Origin of the sequence: Leucobacter coleopterorum (assembly GCF_011382985.1) — a bacterium.
GTDB lineage: Bacteria > Actinomycetota > Actinomycetes > Actinomycetales > Microbacteriaceae > Leucobacter > Leucobacter coleopterorum.
The window spans coordinates 1,808,834-1,832,547 of the sequence record NZ_CP049933.1 but is presented as its reverse complement, the minus strand read 5'-3'; the positions used below and the strand labels follow the sequence as shown (position 1 = coordinate 1,832,547).

The following is a 23,714-nucleotide window of genomic DNA, read 5'->3' as shown; positions in this document are numbered from 1 at the left end:
GTGTCTGCCTTGGGTTACCAGGGGCGCAACTTCGGGCGCCCCCGAAAGTAACGCAGGGGATTCACGTAGTCTCCTTCAACACGAACCCCAAGGTGCAAGCACTCGTCAAAGCAGTGGCCTCCGCTTGACACTGTGCCAAGAAGCTGCCCAGCTGACACAGCATCACCCTCCCTGAGATCACTTCTGATCGGTTCAAACGACAGTACGGTGTGCTCATCGACCCTCACTGACAATACTCCGCGATCAACCACGCTGCCCACAAATGTCACTGTTCCAGATGCAGGAGCTCGCACCGAGAGTCCGGGCCCAGCCGGAAGGTCAATTCCTCGATGCCCTGAAGTGTAAGGGGTGGGTGGTTCTAAATATGGCCCTAAAACAGTGAGATGGCTTCCGATGGGAGGCACCCATAGCTCGAATGATGCCGGGGAGACTGAAGTTGTCTCTGTGGGCAACGGAGAAGCGCTCGCCGTTGTACCAATATACAAGAGTGCGGTGCAGAGTGCGGCGGCCGCGAGGGCACTGCGGGTGCGCCTGGTTCGGTGGATGGGAGCTTCCATGGAACAAGGCTGGCACAGTGGAGAAGTGGCCTAGACGTGTGAAGGCGAATGTGGATAAGTTTCTTGGATAAGGACAGTTAGACAGGGGTGTGAGCGAACCCACCAGCCGTGCACACCTCTCGACTAGATGGAAGGCTAGTTTCATTAAGCGGCGGACACATCTGCAGGAGTCGGCGCGCGGCCACACCAGAGGCCTAGATCAGTCTCGCGCACACCGCAAGCGGTGATACACTTATCGCTGCGCCTTGAAAGAGGTGACTTCGCGTGCCCACTCGCCGGAGGATGCCAACGGTCTCTGTTTGTAAGAACGGAGCGGCTGATCCCGCGGGCACCAGGATCTGGCTGCAACCGCAGTCGATACTCAACCGAAAACGCGTGCTCACTGAGCCCGCAGAAACAGGAGAACAGCAATGGCTGTTGTAACTATGCGCCAGCTGCTTGACAGCGGCGTCCACTTCGGGCACCAGACCCGCCGCTGGAACCCGAAGATGAAGCGCTTCATCTTCACCGAGCGCTCGGGCATTTACATCATCGACCTGCAGCAGTCGCTCGGGTACATCGATGACGCCTATGAGTTCGTCAAGAACACCGTCGCTCGCGGCGGCAACATTCTTTTTGTTGGCACCAAGAAGCAGGCTCAGGAAGCAATCGCTGAGCAGGCAACCCGTGTCAACCAGCCCTATGTGAACCAGCGTTGGCTGGGTGGTCTGCTGACTAACTTCCAGACCGTCACGGGCCGCCTTGAGCGCATGAAGGAGCTCGAGCAGCTCGACTACGAGGGCACCACGAGCGGCTTCACCAAGAAGGAACTCCTCCTCAAGAAGCGCGAGCTCGACAAGCTGCAGAAATCGCTCGGTGGTATCCGCCACATGACCAAGACTCCGTCAGCGATCTGGATCGTTGACACCAAGAAGGAGCACCTCGCAATTGACGAGGCGAAGAAGCTGGGTATCCCGGTTATCGCAATCCTCGACACCAACTGCGATCCCGACGAGGTCACCTACCCGATCCCGGGTAACGATGACGCCATTCGTTCGGTTGCGTTGCTCACCCGAGTGATTGCAGACGCTGCTGCTGAGGGCCTGATGGAACGTCACCAGAAGCCTGCCGAGGGTGCAGAGGCTCCTGCTGAGCCGCTCGCTGAATGGGAAGTTGAACTGCTGAACGCAGATGCAAAGCCCGCCGAAGAGGCAGCAGAGGCTCCTGCCGCTGAGGCACCCGCGGCTGAAGAAGCACCCGCTGCAACTGAGGCTCCCGCCGAAGAAGCAGCCGCGAAGTAGTTTCGCCCCACCGCTTTTATCTGAATAACTTTTTAAGGAGTGACACATGGCTGCAGTATCCATGGCCGCTATTAAAGAGCTGCGCGAGCGCCTCGGCGCCGGCATGCTCGACAGCAAAAACGCACTGACCGAGGCAGATGGTGACATCGAGAAGGCCATCGAGATCCTGCGTCTTAAGGGGCTGAAGGGCGTTGCCAAGCGCGGCGACCGTGAGGCAAGCGAGGGCTTGGTTGCTGTAAAGCAGACTGACGGCGCTGCCACGATGATCGAGCTCGTCTGCGAGACCGACTTTGTTGCGAAGAATGAGAAGTTCATCGCGCTCTCTGAGCGTGTGCTCGACGCAATCGCGGCCGCTGGTGCAGCGAACGCCGAGGAAGCACTTGCTGCTCCCGCGGAGGGCAAGACCGTCAACGACATCATCACTGACGAGTCCGCCATTATCGGTGAGAAGATCGTGCTCCGCCGTGTCTCGCGCGTCGAAGCTCCGGCAACCGCTGTGTACCTTCACCGCACCTCGAAGGATCTGCCGCCGCAGATCGGCGTGGTCGTGGGTTACGAGGGTGATGACGCAAAGGCTGCTCTGAGCATCGCTCAGCACATCTCGTTCGCTGATCCCCTTTACGTCACCCGTGAAGAGGTTCCCGCGGCCGACGTCGACAAAGAGCGCGACATCGTCACCGAGATCTCGAAGAACGAGGGCAAGCCTGAGGCTGCTCTGCCGAAGATTGTTGAGGGTCGTCTCAACGCATTCTTCAAGCAGGTCGTTCTGAACGAGCAGGTGCACGCACTTGACGAGGAGAAGCGTGACGTGAAGAAGGTTGCCGACGCAGCCGGCATCACCGTCAAGAGCTTCGCCCGCAGCAAGGTTGGCGCGTAACGTTTAAACGCTGAGAGGCCCGAGCATTTGCTCGGGCCTCTTTGCTGTGTGTTCCGCCGGGCGCGCAGCATGATCACCGGTAGGCCCAGTAGTCTGTTCTGAGGCCAGCTCGAGAAGGAGAAACACCCATGCCCCAGACTGTCGATCGCAAGCGCCGAGTCATGCTCAAGCTTTCAGGGGAGGCGTTTGGAGGTGGCACTCTCGGTGTGAACCCTGACGTGGTGAGCCAGATTGCCCGCGAGATTGCGGCTGCCGTTGAAACCTCCGAGGTCGCGGTGGTGGTGGGCGGTGGTAACTTCTTCCGTGGTGCCGAACTCTCGCAGCGCGGCATGGATCGTGCGCGCGCTGACTACATGGGCATGCTTGGCACGGTTATGAATGCTCTCGCGCTGCAGGACTTTCTTGAGCAGGCCGGTGTTGATAGTCGCGTACAGTCGGCAATCACCATGACTCAGGTCGCTGAAACTTATATTCCGTTGCGTGCAATCCGCCACCTTGAAAAGGGACGTGTTGTCATTTTCGGGGCGGGTGCTGGGCTTCCGTATTTCTCAACAGATACTGTCGCGGCACAGCGTGCACTTGAGATCCACGCTGATGAGGTTCTCGTTGCTAAAAACGGCGTCGACGGTGTCTACACCGCAGATCCTCACAAAGATCCGAACGCCACACTCATCGAGCAGATCACCTACAACGATGCGCTCGTGCGCGGCCTCAAGGTCGTTGATTCGACCTCGTTTAGCCTCTGCATGGACAACGGTATGCCGATGCGCGTTTTTGGTATGGAGCCGGCCGGAAATGTCACCGCCGCGATCCGTGGCGAGAAGCTCGGCACGCTCGTACACCGCTAAACTTGATTGACGAACCACTTCAGAAGGAGAACACCGTGATCGATGAGGTCTTCGCAGACGTAACTGACCGCATGACTAAGGCGGTCGAATCCGCGAAAGAGAGCTTCGCTACGGTGCGCACCGGTCGGGCAAACCCCGCACTGCTGCAGAACCTGATGGTCGACTACTACGGCACGCCGACGCCCCTGCCGCAGCTTGCCTCTGTGCAGAACCAGGATGCGCGCAGTCTTCTCATTACACCCTACGACAAGGGAGCGATGAAAGATATCGAGCAGGCAATCCGTGACATGCCGAACCTGGGCGCAAACCCCTCGAATGACGGTACCGTTATTCGCGTCACGCTTCCTGATCTCACGGAGGAACGCCGCAAGGAGTTCGTGAAGATCGTTAAGGGCAAAGCCGAAGACGCGCGTGTTGCGATCCGTAACGTTCGCCGTCACGGCATGGGCGAGTTTGATGCGCTGAAGGGCGAGGTTGGCGAAGACGAGATTGGTCGCGCTGAAAAAGAGCTCGAAGCGATGACGAAACAGTACGTCGAGCAGATCGACGATGCGCTGAAGCGCAAAGAGGCTGAACTGCTGGAGGTCTAGCCACGATGTCGGGCGCGGATCGGCGGGACGAGATCAGGGCTCACCTGGAATCGACCCGCGCACAACTGGAGGCGACCAACGCCAAAATTGAGGCCCGGGCGGGCGGAATCTTTTTTTCGCGATTGCTTCAGGGCTCATTTTTGGGGCGGTCTTTCTCGCCAGCCTGTTTTTGATCAAGCAAGTCTTTGTGCTGTTGGTCGCGATCATTGTTTCGATCGCCCTGGTTGAGCTGGCGTCTGCGTTCAGAGTTGCTGGAAGGCGTGTTCCGCGCATTGGGGTCGTGTTGGGTGGGCTTGTGGTCGTCGCCGGGGCCTATTTCTGGCGGGCGGAGGGCATGCTCATTGGGTTGTTCGTGGGATCTGCCATTCTCACGGCTTGGCGACTCATTGAGGGGCTGATTCCACGCTGGGAGATGCCACCTCGCACGCTTGTGCGGGATGTGTTCTCTGGCCTCTTTAGTCTTGTCTACGTTGCCTTTCTTGCTTCGTTTACAGTGCTGTTGGTCGCAAAAGATAACGGGCAGTGGTGGGTTCTTGCGCTCGTCGCGATTGTTGTGTCGGTTGACGTTGGTGCCTATGCCGCAGGTGTGACGCTCGGTAAGCACAAAATGACTCCCCGGATCAGCCCGAACAAAACCTGGGAGGGGTTTGCGGGCGCTGCCGCTGCCGCTGTCGCTGTTGGTGTTGTGGTGTCTATCTTCGCCCTTGACCAGCCGTGGTGGGTCGGGATCGTGCTCGGCGTTGTTGTGCTGCTCACCGCTACAGGTGGTGACCTCACTGAATCACTCATTAAGCGAAACCTGGGGGTTAAAGATATGAGTAGTTGGATCCCTGGACACGGTGGATTTCTCGATCGCCTTGATTCGATCCTTCCCTCTGCGGTTGGCGTGTACGGTGTCGCTTTGACTCTCGGGGTAGTCTCGTGACCAGGTATTCTCAGCGGAAGGAGAAATCCGCTGTGCAGAATGGAGTGGTGCACTCAGCTTTTCCCATCGCAACAAAACGTCAACTCGGATACAACCAAGAGCAGGTCGATAGCTTTCTGGACAGGGCCCGCGCGACCTACGAGGGTGGTGTTGCGAGCGACGCTCCGATGACTGCCGATGAGGTGCGCCGCATGGCATTTGCGGTGAAGAGTGGGGGATATTCTGCGCGTTACGTTGACGCCGCTATGGATCGCCTTGAGGAAGTCTTTTTTGAGCGTGAGCGGCGTGCGCAGGTGCGTGCCCAGGGCGAGGACGCCTGGTGGGATGACACTCGCGCGCTCCTCTCTGAGGTGCGTGGCAGGTTGCAACGACCCCGCGGTAAGCGATTTCGCAGGCGCGGAATCTTTGCGACGGGTTACCGTCGAGCTCAGGTTGATGCATTCTTGGATCGTGTTGCTGGAATGTTCGAGAACCGGGAACTGAGTCTTAGCCCGGCTGAGGTTCGCGATGTTGTATTCCATTCGCAGTGGCGAGGCTACGATGAGGACCAGGTTGATGCGCTCCTTGACGGAGTGGTTGAGCTGATTCTTGCAACACGCTAGGTCGTCGCCTGGGTCAAAACTGTGATTTAAGTGCAGTGGCGTTGAGAGACGCGGCTGCCTGATATAGAATCGTAATATTGTGGCTTCTTCGAGACCTTCTTCAATGACCTTCTGGTCCCGCTTTCGCGCGCCCCTTGCGGTGGTTGCCGTCGCCGGATTCCTTGGAGCTGCTGTTGTCGCTCCGTTTGCCATGCCGGTTGCTCCGGCTGAGGCGGAGACGATGGCGTTTAAGGCTCGCATCCATCAGGAGTTCGTGCCAAACGAGACTGCCGATGCCGACCTGGTGTACACCGATGTGGTGGCGGTTCAACTGCCTGATCCCGCAGAGGTAAAGCGTAAGCAAGAAGCCGAGAAAGCTGCAAAGGCGGCAGAAGCTGCCGCTGCAACCTCAAATCAGTCTTCTTCGAGTGCGCCTCCGAAATACTCGGGTGGTGGATCGCCAGCCGAGTGGATGGCTGCCGCTGGCATTGCGGAGTCCGACTGGGGCTACGTCGACTACATCGCCTCGCGTGAGAGCGGCTGGAACCCCAACGCGACCAATGCGAGTTCGGGGGCTTGCGGGTTGATCCAGGCCCTGCCCTGCAGCAAGGTTCCTGGAAGCGGTTATGACCCGGTTGATAACCTGAGGTGGGCGACCGGCTATGCGGTTGATCGCTACGGAAGCTGGGCCGCTGCCTACGACTTCTGGATTTCAAACCACTGGTGGTAAGCCGTCAATAACATGGCGCGTAATCGTCGACCCAGTAAGTATCAGCGCCTGGCTCAGGAGCCACCCCGCGACGTGACTCGGCTCGCCTATGGGGAGCACGGAAAGAATTCAGGCGCGGCGTCGAATGGTTCGTGCGTGAGATTCCTGCCCACCGTGCAGAAAAAGCGTATCGGTGCCCGGAGTGCGGTACTGAGATACCCGTGGGCCAAGCTCACCTGGTTGCCTGGAGCGCCGAGCACTTTTTTGGCGACGAGGCAGCGGTGCGGGAGCGCCGCCACTACCACTCACACTGTTGGAGGCTCGCCTAAACAAGGCTGGGCGCGCTGAGGACGGAGCGCTACAGAAGCCCGCGAACCCTTAGAACAGCGTTGGCGGAGCAGCGGGCTGCTCGAGCGACACCTCGGGAATCGGTAAGGAAGTTGTTCCCGCAAACCCCGGCCCCTGATCCGGCGCAAGACCAGCCTGAAACGCCGTAGCTGCGGCCCTCGCGCGATCGTCAGCAGCTTCGTTCAACGGGTGACCCGCGTGCCCCTTCACCCACTCAAACCGCACCTGGCGCCCTGTGAGAGCCGCATCCAGCTGTTCAAGCAGATCGCGATTCAGCACCGGTTTTCCGTCGGCCTTGCGCCAGCCACGGCGCTTCCAGCCCGGCATCCACTGGGTGACCGAGTTAATGACGTACTGGCTGTCGCACAGCACATGCAGAGGTTCTGCAGCGCGATCTGCGGTTGCGTGCAGCAGATCCAACACTGCCATGAGCTCGCCCTGGTTATTGGTTGCCCGCGGCCAGCCGCCGGCACGCCAGTGCTGCTCGTCGATCACCCAGGCCCAGCCAGCCGGGCCCGGGTTGCCGAGTGCTGATCCGTCTGCCGCAGCCGTGATTGTCATGCGTCTATCTTGCCAGAGTGTGCAACTTAGGTTAGGTAGGCTGAAGCGCGAGAACATAACTGGGCCGTGTAAGCGACGAAGGAGACGGTGTGAAGACGACGATCAGGAGCAACACGGTGCTGCGTGCGAGGCGCGAGGACATCGAATTGCACACGTCGGACGGACTGACTCTCGTGGGTGAACTCGCGCTTCCGCGGGACCGGGATCCTAAAGCTACGCTCGTTTGTCTCCACCCACTGCCCACACATGGTGGCTTCATGGATTCTCACATCTTGCGTAAGGCGGCGAATAGATTGCCTGAACTCGCCGACGCTGCCGTATTGCGGTTCAATACCCGCGGCACGACTTCGCCGCGAGGAAGCAGCGAAGGGGAGTTTGGAGAGGGGATCACTGAGCGAGCAGACGTTGCGGCGGCAATGGCGTTTGTTCGGGATCGAGGGCTACCGAACCCCTGGTTGCTCGGTTGGTCCTTTGGAACGGAACTCACGTTGAAGTATGGCTTGGAGCACGATATCGAGGGTGCAATCCTGCTCTCGCCGCCATTGCACCGAGCCACGGAAGATGACGTTGCTGCCTGGGCCACCGCTGAGCCGCAATTGGTGGCACTGATTCCAGAGTTTGATGACTATCTTCGCCCGGAAGAAGCTAAAGCGCGCTTTGCAGTGGCCCCGAATGCGCGTCTTGTGGCTGTCGAAGACGGCAAACACCTCTGGGTGGGGAGACCCAGACTCGTCGAGTATTGAATGAGATTGTTGCAACGATTGGCACAGCCGCGACGCCGCTCCCTGTAGAAGTGAGCGACGCGCAACTGGCGTAACGCTTAGCGGTCGGTATCTGCCTGGGGAATCTGCAGGGTAACGTCCGTGTCTTCTTCAGCGATTTCGCCGTCAGCCGCTTCAGCAACCGGACGCTCGACCAACCGACCAGCGACGGTGCTCATCTTCTGAGCGTTTGTGATGACCTCACCCAGGCTCTCGAAGTAGCGGGCAACGGCTCCTCGTTCGACCTTCAATTGGGTCATGCGATCTTCGGCCGCAGCGAGCACCTTTGTGGCGCGATCTTCGGCCGCCGCAAACGTGGTCTGCGCGCGTCGCTCTGCCTCAAGGATCGTTGCAGCAGCCTGCTGTTCTGCCTCTGCACGCAGGTTATGTGCAACCTGCTTCGCCTCCTGTGAAATGGTTTCGTATTCTTCACGGGCTGCATCGAGCTGTGAGCGAAGCTCGGCAAGCTCGTTTGTCGTAGCTTCGATTTCTCGACGTGATGCTTCTGCAGCCTCGTGCTGTCGCGCGGCCAGATCTTGCTCAAGCTGTTCGCGCTGCTGGCTCGATGAGGTGTTGAACTCGAGTGTGTCGCGCTCGATGCGCTCGCGCAGTTGGCGAACGGCATCCTCGGTCTCGGCGCGCAAAGCGGCAAGGCGTGCCTCTTCAGAGGCGCGGTACTCGGCGAGTTCTTCGACAGTGTTTGCGCGCAACAGGTCGGTCTCTTCGGTGACCGCGGCGCGCTTTGCAGCGACCTCACGGTCAACCGCTGCCGTTGCCTCCTCCTGCTGTCGTGCGAGATTCGCTCGGTGCTGCTCAGACTCCGCTGCGAGAGTGCGATCCTGTTCTTCTTTCTCGCGGGCGATATCTGCTGCAAGCTTGCTGCGCTCGCGTTCGATCTGCAACTCAAGTTCTTCGCGCTGCAGGCCGAGAGCCGCAGCGGCCTCTTCGCGTTCAATACGCGCCTGGGTTTCAGCGGCAGTGCGTTCGTCGTCGAGGCGCTGCTGATGCTCTCGCAGCTGGGCCGCGATGCGTTCCTCGTGCACTGTGGTCTCGTCAGAGAGACGACCCTCGTGGGCGCTGCGCTCTGCTGCCAACTCACGCTCCAGCTGGTGGCGAGCGTTCGCGACATTCTGCTCGTGAGTTGCGAGTTCGGCAGCGATCTTTTCTCTCTGCTCGTTCCACTCCGCGATGAGGCGATCCTGGTGAGCGGCAAGCTCGCCACCAATGCGAGCCTCGTGAGCTTCTCGCTCCGAACGAATGCGCTCACCGTGCGCTTCAAGCTCAGCCTGAATTTGGGCCTCGTGCGCAGCGCGTTCTGAGTGGAGAGCAGCCTCGTGATTGGTGCGCTCAGCATGGATGGTGGCTTCGTGGCTCGCGCGTTCTGACTGCAGGGCGGCCTCGTGTGCTGCGCGCTCTTCGGCGATTGAAGCGTTGTGAGCTTCCGTCTCCTGTGACAGGCGTGCGTTGTGAGCGTTGAGCTCGTCGGCGAGTTTGGCCTGCTGTGCCTCTTCGGTGTTGCGCAGACGCACGCTTTGTTCTAGAGCTTCTGAACGCAGGGTCTCATCGTGGTTGCGACGCTCCGCTGAAAGCTCGAAGTCGTGTTGGCTGCGCTCCTCTTCGATGCGCTCCTGGTGCGCGGCAAGTTCGGTGGCGAGCTGCTGCTGCTGCGCGGTCTGCGCTGCGGCCAGCTGCTCTTCAACGGCAGCCCGCAGATCCGCTCGTTCTGCTGCTGCCTGCTCGTTGGCGCGTGCACGCTCGCGTGCTGCCTGATCGGCAAGAGTCGCAAGCTCGCTCTTCTGTGCTTCGAGTTCCCGAGAAATGGTTGCCTCGTGCTGGAACCGTTCCTGCGTGATGCGATCAGTGTGGATCTGCAACTCTGTGGCGATCTTCTGCTCGTGCAGTTCGCGCTCTCTAGCGAGGGCTTCGTTGTGCTCGGCTCGCTCCTGTGCGATTTGACCGCGGAGGTTTTGCATCTCCGTATCAAGTGAACGGCGCTGAGCCGCAATGCCGGCCTCTAGCTCGCGCTCGCGCTCCGTATAACGCTCCTCGAGCTCAGATTCTTCGCGCTGACGCTTGGCCTCGAACTCAGCGCGAGCGCGCTCACCCTCTTGCGTAAGACGGGCGCGCTCAAGTTCAGCCTCGCGGTTGTCTTCTGCTCGCTGGCGCTCGAATGCTTCTGCCTGCTTTTCGGTCTGCTCGCGCAGTTCGTTCGCCGCAGCCTGCGCTTCCGAGGTGATGCGCTCTGCTTCTGCGGTTGCCTGGGCAAGCTTCGCACGCGCATCTCGTTCCGCGGTTTCGCGTTCAGTGGCGGCCTCGCGCTCCGCTGAGTTTCGCGCGAGTTCTGCCGAGCGTCGTGCTTCTTCGAGGAGCCGTTCGCGTTCTGCATTCGCATCGGCGGATTGCTGTGCGACGTCGGTGCGTACGCCCGTGATGAGAATTTCGGCCTGTTCGTGTGCCGAGGCGAGCATTTCATCTGCGCGTCGCTGAGCCTGAGTCAGAACCCGGGTGCTTTCCTCTTCTGAGGATTTGCGCAGTTTTTCTGCATCGAGATCAGCCTGAGCCATGAGGCGCTGGGCGTGATCCTCAGCGATCTGCAGGCTCTTTTCTACCCTGAGCCCGAGGCCGGAGTATCCGCTGGCACCGAGCTCAGCGACCTGCTCCTGCAGATCGGCGACGAGCTGGCGCTGCTCTTGACCCACCTGGGTGGCCTGCTGGTGCGCAAGCTGCAAAGCCTCAAGGTGAGTCTGTAGCGTACTGATGTGCCCCGTGAGAGCTGAAACGCGCTCATCAACCTCTTCACGGTTATAGCCGCGGAAGGCTTGGGAAAATTGCTGGGCTGGTTCAGACACGAGGCCTCCGGATAAGACGAAAACTCAGCTCCACCGCAGCGAAATCCGCGCGAGGGCATACAAATACACATAATAGACTAATTAATCATCAGTGCATGCGAGTTACAGAGCGGATCGAAGGGTGTGGTTGCGCGCCGCGCTGCAAGATGTTCATGTCTTCCTCGGAAAGCTCCGGTAGCGTTAAACGTTGAAATCTTTGTCTGTGTCGGGCTCTCGTTAGGAAAGCGCGGCTCAGGCTCCATGTAGTGAGGAGCCCCCGTGCGATATGTGCTTGCGATTGCGGCACTCGTAATTTCCGGTGTGTTGCTGTTGCTGGGTATTGGGCAACGTACTTTTCTTGCCGGACCCGCGGAGATCAGTTATCCCGTCGACACCAAATCAGAGACGGGTTACGCCGTTATCGATGGCAAGGAATTCGCGAATGTGCCGGGCCAGGCAAACGTCGTTGTGCGCGGCTCTGAAGCATTTGTGTCCACCGGAACAACCCGAGACGTGCAGGGGTGGCTTGCTCCGTTTCCACACGCTGAGCTCTCTGTCGATCCAGACAAAGGAAAAGTGCTGAGCGCATTGGTAGCGGCGTCGAGCGCTGCCGAGGACGGTGAAGACATGAAGCCCATTGATCCTCGCGGAAGTGATCTCTGGCTCGAGGCGCGGTCGATCAAAAACCAGGGCAGCGGCACTGAAAAAGAAACGCTGCGTGTGCCTGTGGCCCTCGCGTCTGACCAGTCAGTATTGATCGCTTCTAACGGAGTGAATCCCGTTCCCCAAGATGTGTCGCTTGTGTGGGTTCAGGATCGCACGACCCCCTGGGCTGGGCCGTTTCTGGCTGCGGGGGCCTGTTCGCTGTCGTCGGAGGCCTGCTCTACCTGTTTGCTGTCGACCACGATCGCCGAGGTCTCGGCCCACGCCGTGGCCGTCGCGGACCCTTCCAGGGCATTCGCAACCTGTTCCGCAAACGAAGCAAGAAAGTGGGTCAGGTGAAGACGAACATCGAACCCCCGGTTGTGCAGCGACGGGCGCTGCGCCACAGTGCGATTCCTGCGCTCGGACTTGTGGTTGCGTTAGGTCTGAGTGGATGCTCCGCAAGTTACTGGCCAGACTTCTCTCCGCAGCCCACAAAAACAACGCAGGCAAAGGATCCCCAGACTGCTCTGCCACCGGTGCCGGTCACTGAAGGGCAGATGGATCGTATCGTCGAGCAGGTTTCTGAGGTCGCAGGTATCGGTGATGACTCGCTCGATGCGGCTTCACTGGAACCTCGCTTTAACGGAGACGCCCTCGCCCAGCGCACGGCGAACTACACCATTCGTAAAGCGGTTCCTCAGTATGAAGTTGTACCGCCTCGCATTACAAAGGACCGACTCGATTACGAGCTGGTACAGAGTACGGACTCCTGGCCACGAACGATGTTTATGACGGTCGCGTCTGAGACCAAAGATGATGCGAACGCTCAAGACCAAGACGAGAGTAAAGAAGGGGCGTCGCCGTCACTCGCTCTGATCCTGACGCAGCAGACGCCGCAGGAAAACTACCTGGTTTCGCGTGTCATCGCGTTACGAGGTGGCATTTCAATGCCCCAGGCCGCGCCCGCTGAAGATGGAACTGCACTTCTTTCGAACGATCTGGAGACGCTCGAGTTACCGCCGGGAGAAGTGGGTGCCGCGTACGCCAGCCTGCTGCAAAACGGTAAGGACTCACCTGAAGCAGACTCGTTCGATCTCACCTCCGACACACTTCTTGACCACTACGGACTTGCGCGTACCCAGACTGAGCAGCAAAAATCTGACGCTAAGGGGCAGACGATGAAGTTCTCGGTACAGGCACACCAGGGAGACCTGGAGCCCGTTGCGCTGTCGACCGGAGTCGGAGGGGCGCTCGTTGCGACAACTGTGATCGAGGAACAGATCGTTGAAGCGGCAGGCGGTCGGTTCAAGCCTCAGGTCCCGGAGGCGGCAGCAGCGCTCTCTGGGCTCACCGGTGAACAAGACAAGCTCGTGCAAGAGGTAGCGCATCAGATGCTCTTTTTTGTACCGAACAAGTCTGAGCATAAAAAGATCGAGCTGCTCGGAGTAACGAGTGAGCTCGTGGGAGCGAGGAACTCATAATGACACCACAGCAGATGCCAGAACGGATCCCGGGCGGTGGGATCGACCTCAGCCACCTCGCAGCGACGAGATCGCAGGGTGCGGCCCCGCGGCAGCAGTGCCGGGACCAGCCGTGGGAGCACCACAAGTCGTCGACGTTCCTTCGCTGGCGATTGATGTGACTGACGCAGGATTCGAGCAGGTCGCTCAGCTCTCGTCAGTGGTGCCCGTCGTGGTGCTCCTCTGGGCCGGTTGGTCTGAGCCGAGTAAGGCGCTAAGCCCGATGGTGGAGCAAGTGACACGGGAGTTCGCCGGTCGAGTGCTGCTCGCGAGGGTTGACGCTGATGCGAACCCAGGGCTCGCCCAGGCATTCCAGGCGCAGTCCATTCCTACTGTCGTGGCGCTCGTTGGCGGTCGTCCCGTGCCGCTGTTTCAGGGAGAAATCCCCGTTGAACAGCTGCGCGAACTTTTTGCACAACTGCTGCAGCTCGGAGAGCAGCAGGGTGTCGTTGGGCGCGTCAACGCACCGGCTGGCGATGGTGAAGACGGATCTGAAGCCCAGGCCGAACCAGCCGAACCCCAAACCCCACCCGCACACCTCGCGGCGGTTGAAGCTGCCGAGCGCGGCGACTACGCAGCGGCGGTAGCCGAGTGGGAAGACGTGCTGCGTAAGGCCCCGCCGACGCTGAGGCTCGATCAGCGCTGGTGCAGATGAAACTCTTGCAGCGACTTGAAGGTCTGACGCTTGAGCAGGTGCGTGCTGAAGCGGCAGCGCAGCCGGAAGATCTGCAGGCGCAACTGAGAGTGGCCGACCTCGACCTCTCGGGAGGGCATGTCGAGGATGCTTTTTTGCGGCTTCTTGAGCTGTTTGCCGTGAGTGACACCGATCAGCGCACCGTTATTCGCGAGCGGCTTCTTGAGCTGTTTGAAGTGGTTGGGCCCGCTGATCCGCGTGTGATCGCAGCGCGGGGTCGTCTCGCGAACCTTCTCTACTAACTCCAATGGCCCGCGCATACCTCGACCACGCGGCAACCTCGCCGATGCCGGAAGCCGTGCTTCAGGCATACACCGGGGCGCTGCGAAGCGTCGGTAACCCCGCGTCAACGCACGCGCACGGCCAGCAGGCAAGCGAGTTGCTGGAATCGGCGCGTGAGCGCATCGCTAGAGGGCTCGGTTGCGACGCCGCCGAAGTGACCCTCACTGCTGGCGGCACGGAAGCAGTCAATCTTGCGCTCAAAGGAATGTATTGGGCTCGTCGACGCGCGGGATCCGGACCTGTTGTGCTGGTTGCCCAGGGGAGCACCATGCGACGATGGAGGCGGCCGAGTGGCTGCGTGACAGCCAGGGTGCCGAAGTGGTGTGGCTGCCGATTGACACCGACGGTGTGCTGCACCCTCGATCCTTTCGAAAGCGATCGAACAGGCTGGACCCGAGAACGTTGCCTTGATTTCATTTTTGTGGGTGAATAACGAGGTGGGGTCAATCCTGCCCGTTGCTGAACTGTGCGGGATCGCGGAGGGATCCGGAATTCCGAGCCATGTTGACGCTGTGGCGGCGCTTGGTCAGGTCCCGATCAATTTCGCGGCCACGCGTGCCTCAGCCCTGAGCGTGTCGGCGCACAAAATTGGGGGACCGGTCGGGGTCGGTGCGCTGGTGCTGGGGCGTCACACCATTGCCGATTCGCTGCTACACGGTGGTTCTCAGCAGCGTGCACGATCAGGATCACAAAACGTCGCGGGCGCTGTAGCGTTTGCGGCAGCGCTCGATCTGGCCCTCGGTGAGGGTCGCGCGCCCGATCCCGAACGAATTTCACGGCTCGCGCGACTACGTGATCGCCTGATTGCCGGCGTTCGCGACATTGACCCCTCAGCGGTGTTGCGCGGCAGCAGTGACGAACATGCCCGGGTGCCAGGCAATGCGCACTTTACCTTTCCGGGGTGTCAGGGCGATTCACTCGTGTTTTTGCTTGACGCAGCTGGAGTGTCTGTATCGGTTGGCTCCGCGTGCCAGGCGGGTGTCGCGGAAATCTCGCACGTGCTGATGGCCATGGGGCTTTCCGAAGCGGAGGCCGCTGGGGCACTGCGTTTTACGCTCGGTCCCGATACACGGGAGACAGAGGTGGACAGTTTGCTCGCGGCGCTACCAGCAGCAATAGATCGGGCACGATCAGCCGGACTGAACTAAACTTGCTCGGATGAGAGTTCTTGCGGCAATGAGTGGTGGGGTTGATTCCGCTGTCGCTGCGGCGCGCGCGGTTGATGCGGGTCACGAGGTGGTTGGGGTCCATCTCGCCCTGAGTCGTATGCCAGGCACGTTGCGCACCGGATCACGCGGCTGCTGCACGATTGAAGATGCGATGGATGCGCGTCGCGTATCGAATCTGCTGGGTATTCCATTCTACGTTTGGGATCTGAGCGAGCGTTTCAAAGAAGACGTGGTCGATGATTTCATTGCTGAATACGCGGCTGGGCGGACGCCCAACCCCTGCATGCGCTGCAACGAAAAGATCAAGTTCGCCGCGCTGCTCGATAAGGCCATCGCGCTCGGTTTTGACGCGGTCGCCACGGGACACTACGCAACACTTGTTGATGGACCCAATGGGCGTGAATTGCATCGCGCGAGCGCGTGGGCGAAAGATCAGTCGTACGTGCTCGGTGTGCTGACTGACCAGCAGCTCGCCCGCTGCTACTTTCCGCTCGGTGATACCCCTTCGAAGGCCCTCATTCGGGCCGAGGCTGAGGATCGCGGCCTGCAGGTCGCCAAGAAGCCAGACAGCCACGACATCTGCTTTATCCCTGATGGTGATACCCGCGGATGGCTCTCGGACCACCTGGAACGTGAGCCGGGAGAGATTCTCGACGAGTCTGGTGAAGTTGTGGGAACCCATGACGGCGCGCTTGGCTACACAGTTGGGCAGCGACGCGGGTTACAGCTTGGGCGACCAGCGCTTGACGGACAGCCACGCTACGTGCTGTCGATTCGCCCTGTCTCAAACCAGGTCGTCGTTGGTCCCAAAGATCATCTTGGTATCGGGCGAATCGCCGGTGGCCGCTTCAGTTGGGCCGGGGATCCGGGCCGCGATCTCAGCGATACCTTTGAATGCGAGGTGCAGATTCGCGCCCACGCCGACCCAGTGCCTGCCCGCGCAAGCCTGCGGCCGATCCTGCCAGAGGAACGGACTGAACTTCACCGCGCTGATGCGAGTCACGAGGTTGTTGTTGATGTCGATCTTGATCGTGCCGAGCCTCTGCTCGGTGTCGCCCCGGGACAGACAGCGGTGCTCTATGTAGGAACTCGGGTGCTTGGTCAGTTCACTATTGATCGTGCAATTGCGGCCCCAGCCGCCGCTGTCTTGGAGGTTGGCGCGTGAGTGCAATGGGTGATTTCTCAGATCTGAGCTTTGAAGACGCGCGCGTCGAGGTCGAGCGTCTCACCACAGAAATTGAGCGGTTGCGAACCGCCTACTATTCGGAGGCTACGAGCCTTGTTTCTGACGCTCAGTACGACGTGCTGTTTCACCGACTTGAAGAGCTGGAGCGTGCGTTTCCACAGCTAGCCGGGCAAGATAGTCCCACGCAAGAGGTGGGAGCCGCCGTTGTCTCTGCTGGCTTCCCCGAGCACGAGCACGCGGAACGCATGCTGAGTCTCGACAACGTCTTCTCGATCGAGGAGTTTCGTGAGTGGGCAGAGAAAACCCGCGCCGTTGCTGGGCGTGATGTGCGCTGGCTGACGGAACTTAAGATTGACGGTCTCGCGATTAGCCTCGCATATCGAAACGGGCGGCTTGAGACGGCGACCACCCGTGGTGATGGGCGAGTGGGAGAAGACATCACTGAGAACGTCCGATTTATTCCGGTGATTCCGCGAGAGTTGCACGGCGACGATATCCCCGAGTTCTTTGAGGCGCGCGGTGAGGTATTTCTGCGTCGTGATGACTTCGAATCGCTGAATGTACGACAGCACCAGCTTCAGACCTCGTTTGTCGCCGAGCAGCTTGCAAAGGGCCGTGAAGAAGATTCCATTCCGGTACGGTACCCAGAGTTCGCGAACGCTCGTAACACAGCAGCGGGGAGCCTGCGGCAGCGGGCCGACAAGAAGTCTGTGTCCGAGCTTGAACTGATGCGTGACCGCCTAGGGAGACTTTCGCTCTATGTTCACGGGATCGGAGCTTGGTCTGGCGTATCCGGCAGCCAATCTGATGCCTACCGTCTGCTTGCCTCTTGGGGGCTTCCTGTCTCGCCATATTCGAGGGTGCTCGATACCGTCGATGATGTGGTTGACTTTATCGCTGAGCGTGGGAGCGCAGACACGACGTAGAGCACGAAATTGATGGCATCGTCGTGAAGGTCGACGAACTTGAGCTGCACGCTGAGCTGGGAGAGACCAGTCGCGCGCCACGATGGGCAATCGCATACAAGTATCCACCTGAAGAAGTACACACGAAGCTTATTGATATTCGGATCGGCGTGGGCCGCACCGGGCGTGCCACCCCCTACGCGGTGATGGAGCCCGTGAAAGTTGCGGGATCCACCGTGCGCCAAGCGACCTTACACAACCAAGAGGTAGTGAAGGCCAAGGGTGTTTTGATCGGTGACACGGTTGTGCTGCGTAAAGCAGGTGACGTGATTCCCGAGGTGCTTGGTGCCGTTCTTGAACGCCGTGACGGGTCAGAAGTCGAATGGCGAATGCCCGCCGACTGCCCTGAGTGCGGCACTCCGCTGCGGGCGATGAAAGAGGGCGACATTGACCTGCGTTGCCCGAATGCGCGAGATTGCCCAGCGCAGGTGCGCGGGCGAGTGGAACACATTGGGTCACGTGGAGCCCTCGACGTCGAGGTGCTTGGCGAGATTACCGCCGCTGCGCTCACTCAGCCCGAGGTGCCTTCAACGCCGCCGCTCGAAACTGAAGCTGGGCTGTTTGAACTGACGCTTGAGCAGCTGGTACCGATCGAGGTGATCGTGCGCGATAGTGAGACCGGTGAGCGTCGGGTAGACGAGGCAACCGGTGAGTTCGTGCGGCGGGCGCCGTTCCAGAGGGTATCACTCGAGTACCCGCCTGACGCAGAGGGAATGACGGCTGCTGAGCGACGAGCAGCCGGGTTCAAAAAGGATTACCGCGTCGTTACGCCGTCGAAAGATGCGGAGACTTTTCTTGCGGAGCTTGAAAAAGCTCGGACAAAGCCGCTGTGGCGACTGCTTGTGTCGTTGAACGTTCGACACGTCGGCCCCGTCGCAGCCCGTGCGCTTGCGGAGTGGTTTGGATCGCTCGATGCTATCCGTGCTGCCTCTGTCGAAGAACTATCGGCTGTTGAAGGTGTCGGCGGCATTATTGCTGAGTCGCTCAAAGAGTGGTTTGAGGTTGACTGGCACATGGAAATCGTGGACCGTTGGACTGCTGCCGGGGTGCAATGGGCGACGCCGGGGCACCCTGGACCCGGGGCTGCGGTTGCTGAAGGTGGGGTGCTCTCGGGCTTGACGATCGTGGCGACGGGTGCCCTCGACGGATTTACGCGCGATGGCGCGAAGGAAGCGATCATTCAGGCGGGCGGTAAAGCAGCCTCGAGCGTGTCGAAAAAGACCAACTACGTTGCTGCCGGACCCGGAGCCGGGTCAAAGCTTACAAAGGCGGAAGAGCTCGGGATTCCAGTGCTGGACGCTGAGCAGTTTGCCGTGCTGGTGACGGAAGGTCCCGCCGCGCTCGGGCTTTAGCAATCGCGGTCCGCGGGGTTGCCGCTCCCAGCCATCCGGCGCGAGGTTGTGAGTCGCAGGACCACCCACGTCAAAACTCCGTGTTTCGCTAACAGGAGCAAGGTAGGCCAAGTTATCCACAGATTTACGGTGCCCACCCACGACAGAGTTCTTTCTACTTAGAGTAGTGAGTAGTTCACATTGAAGCCCCCCAAAGCCGACCGAGGTGTCTTCCAGCTCGCACCTGGAACAGAAAGGTAATTGATTATGCCCGAAGATGCATCCCCATTCCTTGTTCGCGCATCCTGGGCGAAGACTGACCCCCTTATGCAGGAGTACTACGACACCGAGTGGGGAATGCCCGTATTTGATGAACAGGGCGTGTTCGAGCGGCTCACACTCGAGGCTTTTCAATCCGGTCTATCGTGGCGAACCATCCTGCTTCGTAGAGAAGGATTCCGCAGCGCGTTTGCGGGATTCGACGTCGACAAAGTTGCCGACTTTGACGATGCGAGGGTTGAAGCACTCATGGGGATAGTGGCATTATTCGAAACCGGCGCAAGATTGAGGCAGCTGTCTCCAATGCGCGCGCAACTCAGAAAATGCGCGAGCAAGATGCTGACCTTGCAAGTCTGGTGTGGTCTTTTCAACCGCAGACATCTCCGTGTCCGGTTTCTGACGAAGAGGTGCCCGCCACATCGAAGGAGTCAACCGAGCTTGCTCGCGAGTTGAAGCGTCGCGGTTTCAGTTTTGTGGGGCCGACAACGGTGTATGCCTTGATGACCGCCATAGGGATCGTCGACGCTCACTTGGTCACGAGCCATCGCCGTGGGTGCTCGGGACTCTGGAATATTGACGGCACTCGCACTGACTCAGATGTGAGCCAGTTGGCTCAGAGATAGGATGGGGTGGTTCACCGAACCACCCACTCCCGACTTAATCGATGGAGCAGCATGTCTGAAACCAGTGCGGCAAATCGCACCGCGTCGAACGGCGAGATCACGGCAGAAGTCGTACAGCACCTTGCCGGTCTCTCCCGCATCGCACTCACCGAAGCCGAGGTTGTCTCATTGACAAACGACCTCGGGTCAATTCTCACCAACATTGCAAAGGTGAGTGAAGTTGCAGGGGCCGACGTACCCGCAACAAGCCACCCGAACCCGCTCAGCAACGTGACACGTAAAGACGAGATCGCTGACGTGTTGACTCGTGAGCAGGCTCTCTCAAACGCGCCAGAGTCCACCGACGGCATGTTTCGGGTTTCTTCGATTCTGGGGGAGGAACAGTAATGTCAGAGCTCACAAGGATGACCGCGGCAGATCTTGCTGCGAAGCTCACCGCACGCGAGGTGTCCTCAGAAGAAGCGGTACGTGCTCATCTCGACCGTATTGCTGAGGTAGACGCTTCAATCGGTGCGTTCCTCGCGACGAATGCCGAAGCTTCAGTCGCTGCTGCGCGTGACATCGACTCGCGCCGCGCCGCTGGTGAAGAACTTGGAGAATTGGCGGGTGTACCGCTTGCCGTAAAAGACGTGCTCGTCACCACCGACATGCCATCAACATCCGGGTCTCGGATACTTGAGGGCTACATGTCACCCTTCGACGCAACACCGGTTGCAAAGGCCCGCGCCGCTGGGCTCATCTCTATCGGCAAAACGAACATGGATGAGTTCGCGATGGGATCCTCCACTGAGAACTCGGCGTATGGGCCCACCAACAACCCCTGGCAGCTTGACCGTGTGCCGGGCGGATCCGGCGGCGGTTCTGCAGCTGCCGTCGGCGCATTTGAAGCTCCGCTCGCGCTCGGCTCCGACACCGGCGGCTCAATCCGTCAACCCGCTGCCCTTACCGGTACGGTCGGCGCTAAGCCCACCTACGGCGGAGTGAGTCGTTATGGGGCTATCGCCCTGGCTTCCTCGCTTGACCAGGTCGGACCGTGCGCCCGCACGGTGCTTGACACTGCTCTGCTGCACGATGTTATCGCGGGCCACGATCACCACGACTCAACTTCACTTGACTTCGCCTGGCCCTCGATGGCTGCAGCCGCTCGAGAAGGTACCGCTGGAGATTCCTTGCGTGGCCTTCGTGTGGGCGTTGTGAAGCAGCTGATGCTTGACGGTGTGCAGCCCGGAGTAAAAGCTCGTTTCGAAGAAGCGCTGGCCCTACTTGCGGCGCAAGGAGCTGAGATCGTTGAGATCGATGCTCCACACTTCGAATATGCCGTTGCGGCCTACTACCTGATTCTTCCCGCGGAAGCCTCCAGCAACCTTGCGAAGTACGACTCGGTTCGTTTCGGCATGCGTGTGACCCCACAGGGTGGTGGCACCGTCGAGAACGTGATGAGTGCGACGCGCGCCGCGGGTTTTGGAGCCGAGGTAAAACGCCGCATCATTCTGGGCACCTACGCGCTTTCGGCTGGATACTACGACGCCTACTACGGCAGCGCGCAGAAAGTTCGCACGCTAATACAGCGCGACTTTGCGAGTGCCTTTGAACAGGTTGATGTGATCGCATCGCCAACCACGCCAACAACCGCGTGGAAGCTGGGGGAGCACGGAGCCGACCCAATGCAGGATTATCTCAACGATGCAACAACTATCCCTGCGAACCTCGCAGGGATTCCGGGCCTCAGTCTACCCATGGGCATTGCCCCTGAAGATGGTCTGCCGGTTGGCCTGCAGCTCATGGCGCCTGCCTTTGAAGACGCGCGACTGTACCGCGCGGGTGCCGCAATTGAACGTTTGATCGAAGAGCGTGATGGTAAGCCCTTTTGGGCACAGGCTCCGTCCCTTGCAAACGCAACGACCGGAAAGGCGGCCCGCTAATGGCGAAGGTCAAACTGATGGATTTCGAGCGTGCGCTGGAACTCTTCGAGCCGGTTATTGGGCTTGAAGTTCACGTTGAGCTCAACACTAAAACCAAGATGTTCTCCTCGGCACCCAACCTATTCGGGTCCGAGCCGAACACCAATCTGACCCCCGTGTGCCTCGGCCTGCCGGGAGCTTTGCCGGTTGTGAACGATCAGGCGGTTCGTTGCTCAATCCGTCTTGGACTCGCGCTCGGCTGTGAGATCGCAGAGGTTTCGGGCTTCGCGCGGAAGAACTACTTCTACCCCGATATGGCGAAGAACTACCAGATTTCGCAGTTCGACGATCCAATTGCGCACGATGGTTCAGTTGAAGTTGAGCTCGCTTCGGGGCGTGTTGTGCACGTACCCATCGAACGTGCTCACATGGAAGAAGACGCGGGCAAGCTGAACCACGTGGGTGGCAGCACCGGTCGGATTCAGGGTGCCGAGTACTCGCTCGTCGACTACAACAGGGCGGGCGTGCCACTCGTTGAGATAGTGACCCGGCCCGTTTTTGGTGGCGAGGCCGACACCCCAGAGATCGCTGCGGCGTACGTCGCGACAATTCGCGAAATGGTGATCGCTCTTGGCATTTCAGACGCTCGTATGGAGCGTGGCAACCTGCGCTGCGATGCGAACGTTTCCCTGCGGCCGCGCGGCAACGAAGATGCTGGCATGTCGGTGCTGGGCACTCGCACTGAAACGAAGAACGTAAACTCCCTACGTTCCATTGAGCGGGCGGTGCGTTTCGAGATCCAGCGGCAGGCACAGATCCTCGCCGACGGCGGGTCGATCACACAGGAGACCCGCCACTGGCACGAGGACACCGGTGAGACTTCACCCGGTCGCCCGAAGTCTGATGCTGATGACTATCGTTACTTCCCTGAGCCCGACCTCGCCCCGCTCACTCCATCGCGTGAGCTCGTAGAGGAGTTGCGTGCCGGGTTGCCCGAACACCCGACCCTTCGTCGTCGTCGCCTTCGCGACGAGTGGGCATTCTCGGCACTGGAGTTCCAAGACGTCGTGAACGCCGGGCTCGTCGGCACTATCGAAGCAACCGTTGCTGCGGGTGTGCCACCGCAGACCGCACGTAAGTGGTGGACTGGGGAGATCGCGCGCATCGCAAATGAACGCTCCGTCGCAGCCGCCGACCTCATTACGCCGGAGCAACTTGTTGAGCTCGTCGCGCTCGTTGACGCGGGTACTCTCAACGATAAGCTCGCCCGCCAGGTTATCCAGGGAATCATCGATGGCGAAGGAACAGCCGAGCAGATCGTGGCTGCCCGAGGTCTCGCGATTGTTTCTGACGACGGCCCTCTCATCGAGGCAATCGACGCCGCGCTTGCCCAGCAACCTGACGTGCTCGAAAAGATTCGCGACGGCAAAGTGCAAGCTGCCGGTGCCGTGATTGGCGCTGTGATGAAGGCGATGCGTGGTCAGGCAGACGCAGCGCGCGTGCGCGAACTGGTGCTTGAACGAGCAGCGCAATAGCAGACATCTGAGCCCCATTCCCCTTGCTGTTCCCCAGCGGTGCGAGTTAATCTGAACGCATGAACACTCACACTGCTGGGGAGCAGGGGTGGAAGCAGTTGGGCACGCTTCCATTTGCTGCGGCCGTCTTTGTCTTCGTCAATGCGCTGTACATCTTTTTAGTGGCGCTCGGAAACATTACCGACTACGGCACGAACTTCGCGTTTGTGCAGCACGTACTCTCGATGGACACCACCAACTTCGGTCAGCCCGCGGGAAAGGGCCTTGATCCCGACGTCATGTGGCGCGCAATCGACAATCCAGTGCTTTGGAATCTCGGTTACATCGGCGTGATCCTTATCGAATCGATTGCTGCGATCGTGCTCATCATTGCGTTCGTTGACTTTATGCGCGCCCTCTTTGGGGCAGCAGGTTTTGCTCGAGCTCGACGATGGGCGAGCCTGGGGCTTGTGCTGATTGTGCTGCTCTTCGCGGGCGGTTTTATCGCCGTGGGTGGTGAGTGGTTCCAGATGTGGCGCTCCACAGAATGGAACGGACTCGATCCCGCGATTCGCAACGCCATGCTCGCGGGTATCGGTTTGGTGCTGCTCCACCTGCCGAGTCCGGCCTGGGACAAAGGGAAAAGCGCCGAGCCTGCATCTCAACACTGAACTTGCAGTCGAGAGACGCAGGCTCAGTGGGGAGACACAGGCTCGGCGGCAGAGCGTGAGTTTCGCGCA

Annotated in this window: 21 protein-coding genes and 3 pseudogenes; 21 read left to right on the top strand and 3 right to left on the bottom strand. The window is 59.9% G+C overall.

The annotated features are described in order from the left end of the window. Window positions 1–14: 14 nt before the first annotated feature. Entirely contained in the window at window positions 15–557 is a 543-nt protein-coding gene (locus G7066_RS17870; protein WP_166330470.1) for a M23 family metallopeptidase, read from the bottom strand. Window positions 558–967: 410 nt separating this feature from the next. On the opposite strand from G7066_RS17870, the gene rpsB reads away from it, so the two are divergent. The 7 genes from rpsB to G7066_RS08605 all read left to right on the top strand — a co-directional run bounded on the left by rpsB (window position 968) and on the right by G7066_RS08605 (window position 6,388). Beyond that, complete coding sequence (gene rpsB / locus G7066_RS08635) at window positions 968–1,837, top strand: 30S ribosomal protein S2 (RefSeq protein WP_166330468.1); 870 nt, start codon at window positions 968–970, stop codon at window positions 1,835–1,837. Between the two features lie 46 nt (window positions 1,838–1,883). After that, window positions 1,884–2,714 carry a translation elongation factor Ts gene (tsf, locus tag G7066_RS08630; RefSeq protein WP_166330466.1) on the top strand — a complete coding sequence of 277 codons (831 nt, stop codon included), beginning with the start codon at window positions 1,884–1,886 and terminating at the stop codon, window positions 2,712–2,714. A gap of 128 nt (window positions 2,715–2,842) precedes the next feature. Further along, window positions 2,843–3,562 (top strand): UMP kinase, encoded by a 720-nt coding sequence (gene pyrH, locus G7066_RS08625; RefSeq protein WP_166330464.1) that lies wholly within the window; start codon window positions 2,843–2,845, stop codon window positions 3,560–3,562. Between the two features lie 35 nt (window positions 3,563–3,597). Then, entirely contained in the window at window positions 3,598–4,152 is a 555-nt protein-coding gene (gene frr / locus G7066_RS08620; RefSeq protein WP_166331991.1) for a ribosome recycling factor, read from the top strand. A gap of 169 nt (window positions 4,153–4,321) precedes the next feature. Beyond that, window positions 4,322–5,077, top strand: coding sequence for a phosphatidate cytidylyltransferase (locus G7066_RS08615; RefSeq protein ID WP_244302844.1), 756 nt, complete (start codon window positions 4,322–4,324; stop codon window positions 5,075–5,077). A gap of 32 nt (window positions 5,078–5,109) precedes the next feature. Beyond that, the gene (locus G7066_RS08610; protein WP_244302843.1) at window positions 5,110–5,679 is read left to right on the top strand and encodes a DivIVA domain-containing protein; all 570 of its coding nucleotides are present in this window, start codon (window positions 5,110–5,112) and stop codon (window positions 5,677–5,679) included. Between the two features lie 103 nt (window positions 5,680–5,782). Further along, window positions 5,783–6,388 (top strand): aggregation-promoting factor C-terminal-like domain-containing protein, encoded by a 606-nt coding sequence (locus tag G7066_RS08605; RefSeq protein ID WP_166330459.1) that lies wholly within the window; start codon window positions 5,783–5,785, stop codon window positions 6,386–6,388. A 357-nt stretch (window positions 6,389–6,745) separates the two neighbouring features. Here the strand turns inward: G7066_RS08605 and G7066_RS08600 are convergent, their stop codons facing one another. Continuing rightward, window positions 6,746–7,276: a ribonuclease H family protein gene (locus G7066_RS08600; RefSeq protein WP_166330457.1), complete on the bottom strand. Its 531-nt coding sequence runs from the start codon at window positions 7,274–7,276 to the stop codon at window positions 6,746–6,748. Between the two features lie 89 nt (window positions 7,277–7,365). Between G7066_RS08600 and G7066_RS08595 the strand changes: the two are divergent. Next, window positions 7,366–8,093 (top strand): annotated as a pseudogene (locus G7066_RS08595) (alpha/beta hydrolase). A gap of 3 nt (window positions 8,094–8,096) precedes the next feature. On the opposite strand, the gene G7066_RS08590 reads toward G7066_RS08595, so the two are convergent. Next, window positions 8,097–10,886: a hypothetical protein gene (locus tag G7066_RS08590; protein ID WP_166330455.1), complete on the bottom strand. Its 2,790-nt coding sequence runs from the start codon at window positions 10,884–10,886 to the stop codon at window positions 8,097–8,099. A gap of 258 nt (window positions 10,887–11,144) precedes the next feature. Here G7066_RS08590 and G7066_RS16080 point away from each other — a divergent pair, with 258 nt between their 5' ends. The 13 genes and pseudogenes from G7066_RS16080 (at window position 11,145) to G7066_RS08540 (ending at window position 23,645) form a co-directional block, all read left to right on the top strand. Continuing rightward, entirely contained in the window at window positions 11,145–11,867 is a 723-nt protein-coding gene (locus G7066_RS16080) for a hypothetical protein (RefSeq protein WP_244302842.1), read from the top strand. Then, window positions 11,864–12,991, top strand: coding sequence for a DUF8094 domain-containing protein (locus G7066_RS16075; protein WP_244302841.1), 1,128 nt, complete (start codon window positions 11,864–11,866; stop codon window positions 12,989–12,991). The genes G7066_RS16080 and G7066_RS16075 overlap by 4 nt, the downstream gene beginning before the upstream one ends. 112 nt (window positions 12,992–13,103) lie before the next feature. Further along, window positions 13,104–13,685 (top strand): thioredoxin family protein, encoded by a 582-nt coding sequence (locus tag G7066_RS16070; RefSeq protein ID WP_244302840.1) that lies wholly within the window; start codon window positions 13,104–13,106, stop codon window positions 13,683–13,685. Continuing rightward, window positions 13,682–13,966, top strand: a complete 285-nt coding sequence (locus G7066_RS16065) for a tetratricopeptide repeat protein (protein ID WP_244302839.1) — start codon at window positions 13,682–13,684, stop codon at window positions 13,964–13,966. The genes G7066_RS16070 and G7066_RS16065 overlap by 4 nt, the downstream gene beginning before the upstream one ends. A 5-nt stretch (window positions 13,967–13,971) precedes the next feature. After that, the gene (locus G7066_RS16060) at window positions 13,972–14,439 is read left to right on the top strand and encodes an aminotransferase class V-fold PLP-dependent enzyme (protein ID WP_244302838.1); all 468 of its coding nucleotides are present in this window, start codon (window positions 13,972–13,974) and stop codon (window positions 14,437–14,439) included. After that, window positions 14,432–15,154, top strand: a complete 723-nt coding sequence (locus G7066_RS16055) for a cysteine desulfurase family protein (RefSeq protein ID WP_244302837.1) — start codon at window positions 14,432–14,434, stop codon at window positions 15,152–15,154. Before G7066_RS16060 ends, G7066_RS16055 begins: the two co-directional genes overlap by 8 nt. A gap of 10 nt (window positions 15,155–15,164) precedes the next feature. Further along, the gene (gene mnmA, locus G7066_RS08570) at window positions 15,165–16,340 is read left to right on the top strand and encodes a tRNA 2-thiouridine(34) synthase MnmA (RefSeq protein WP_166330453.1); all 1,176 of its coding nucleotides are present in this window, start codon (window positions 15,165–15,167) and stop codon (window positions 16,338–16,340) included. 5 nt (window positions 16,341–16,345) lie between these two features. Beyond that, a pseudogene (ligA, locus tag G7066_RS08565) lies at window positions 16,346–18,678 on the top strand (NAD-dependent DNA ligase LigA). A gap of 246 nt (window positions 18,679–18,924) precedes the next feature. After that, a pseudogene (locus G7066_RS08560) lies at window positions 18,925–19,559 on the top strand (DNA-3-methyladenine glycosylase I). A gap of 51 nt (window positions 19,560–19,610) precedes the next feature. Beyond that, a complete protein-coding gene (gene gatC / locus G7066_RS08555; protein WP_166330451.1) occupies window positions 19,611–19,946 on the top strand; it encodes an Asp-tRNA(Asn)/Glu-tRNA(Gln) amidotransferase subunit GatC in 336 nt (111 codons plus the stop codon). After that, window positions 19,946–21,481, top strand: coding sequence for an Asp-tRNA(Asn)/Glu-tRNA(Gln) amidotransferase subunit GatA (gatA, locus tag G7066_RS08550; RefSeq protein WP_166330449.1), 1,536 nt, complete (start codon window positions 19,946–19,948; stop codon window positions 21,479–21,481). The genes gatC and gatA overlap by 1 nt, the downstream gene beginning before the upstream one ends. After that, window positions 21,481–22,995 (top strand): Asp-tRNA(Asn)/Glu-tRNA(Gln) amidotransferase subunit GatB, encoded by a 1,515-nt coding sequence (gatB, locus tag G7066_RS08545; RefSeq protein ID WP_166330447.1) that lies wholly within the window; start codon window positions 21,481–21,483, stop codon window positions 22,993–22,995. Before gatA ends, gatB begins: the two co-directional genes overlap by 1 nt. 59 nt (window positions 22,996–23,054) lie before the next feature. After that, a complete protein-coding gene (locus G7066_RS08540; RefSeq protein ID WP_166330445.1) occupies window positions 23,055–23,645 on the top strand; it encodes a DUF2165 domain-containing protein in 591 nt (196 codons plus the stop codon). Window positions 23,646–23,714 lie beyond the last annotated feature (69 nt).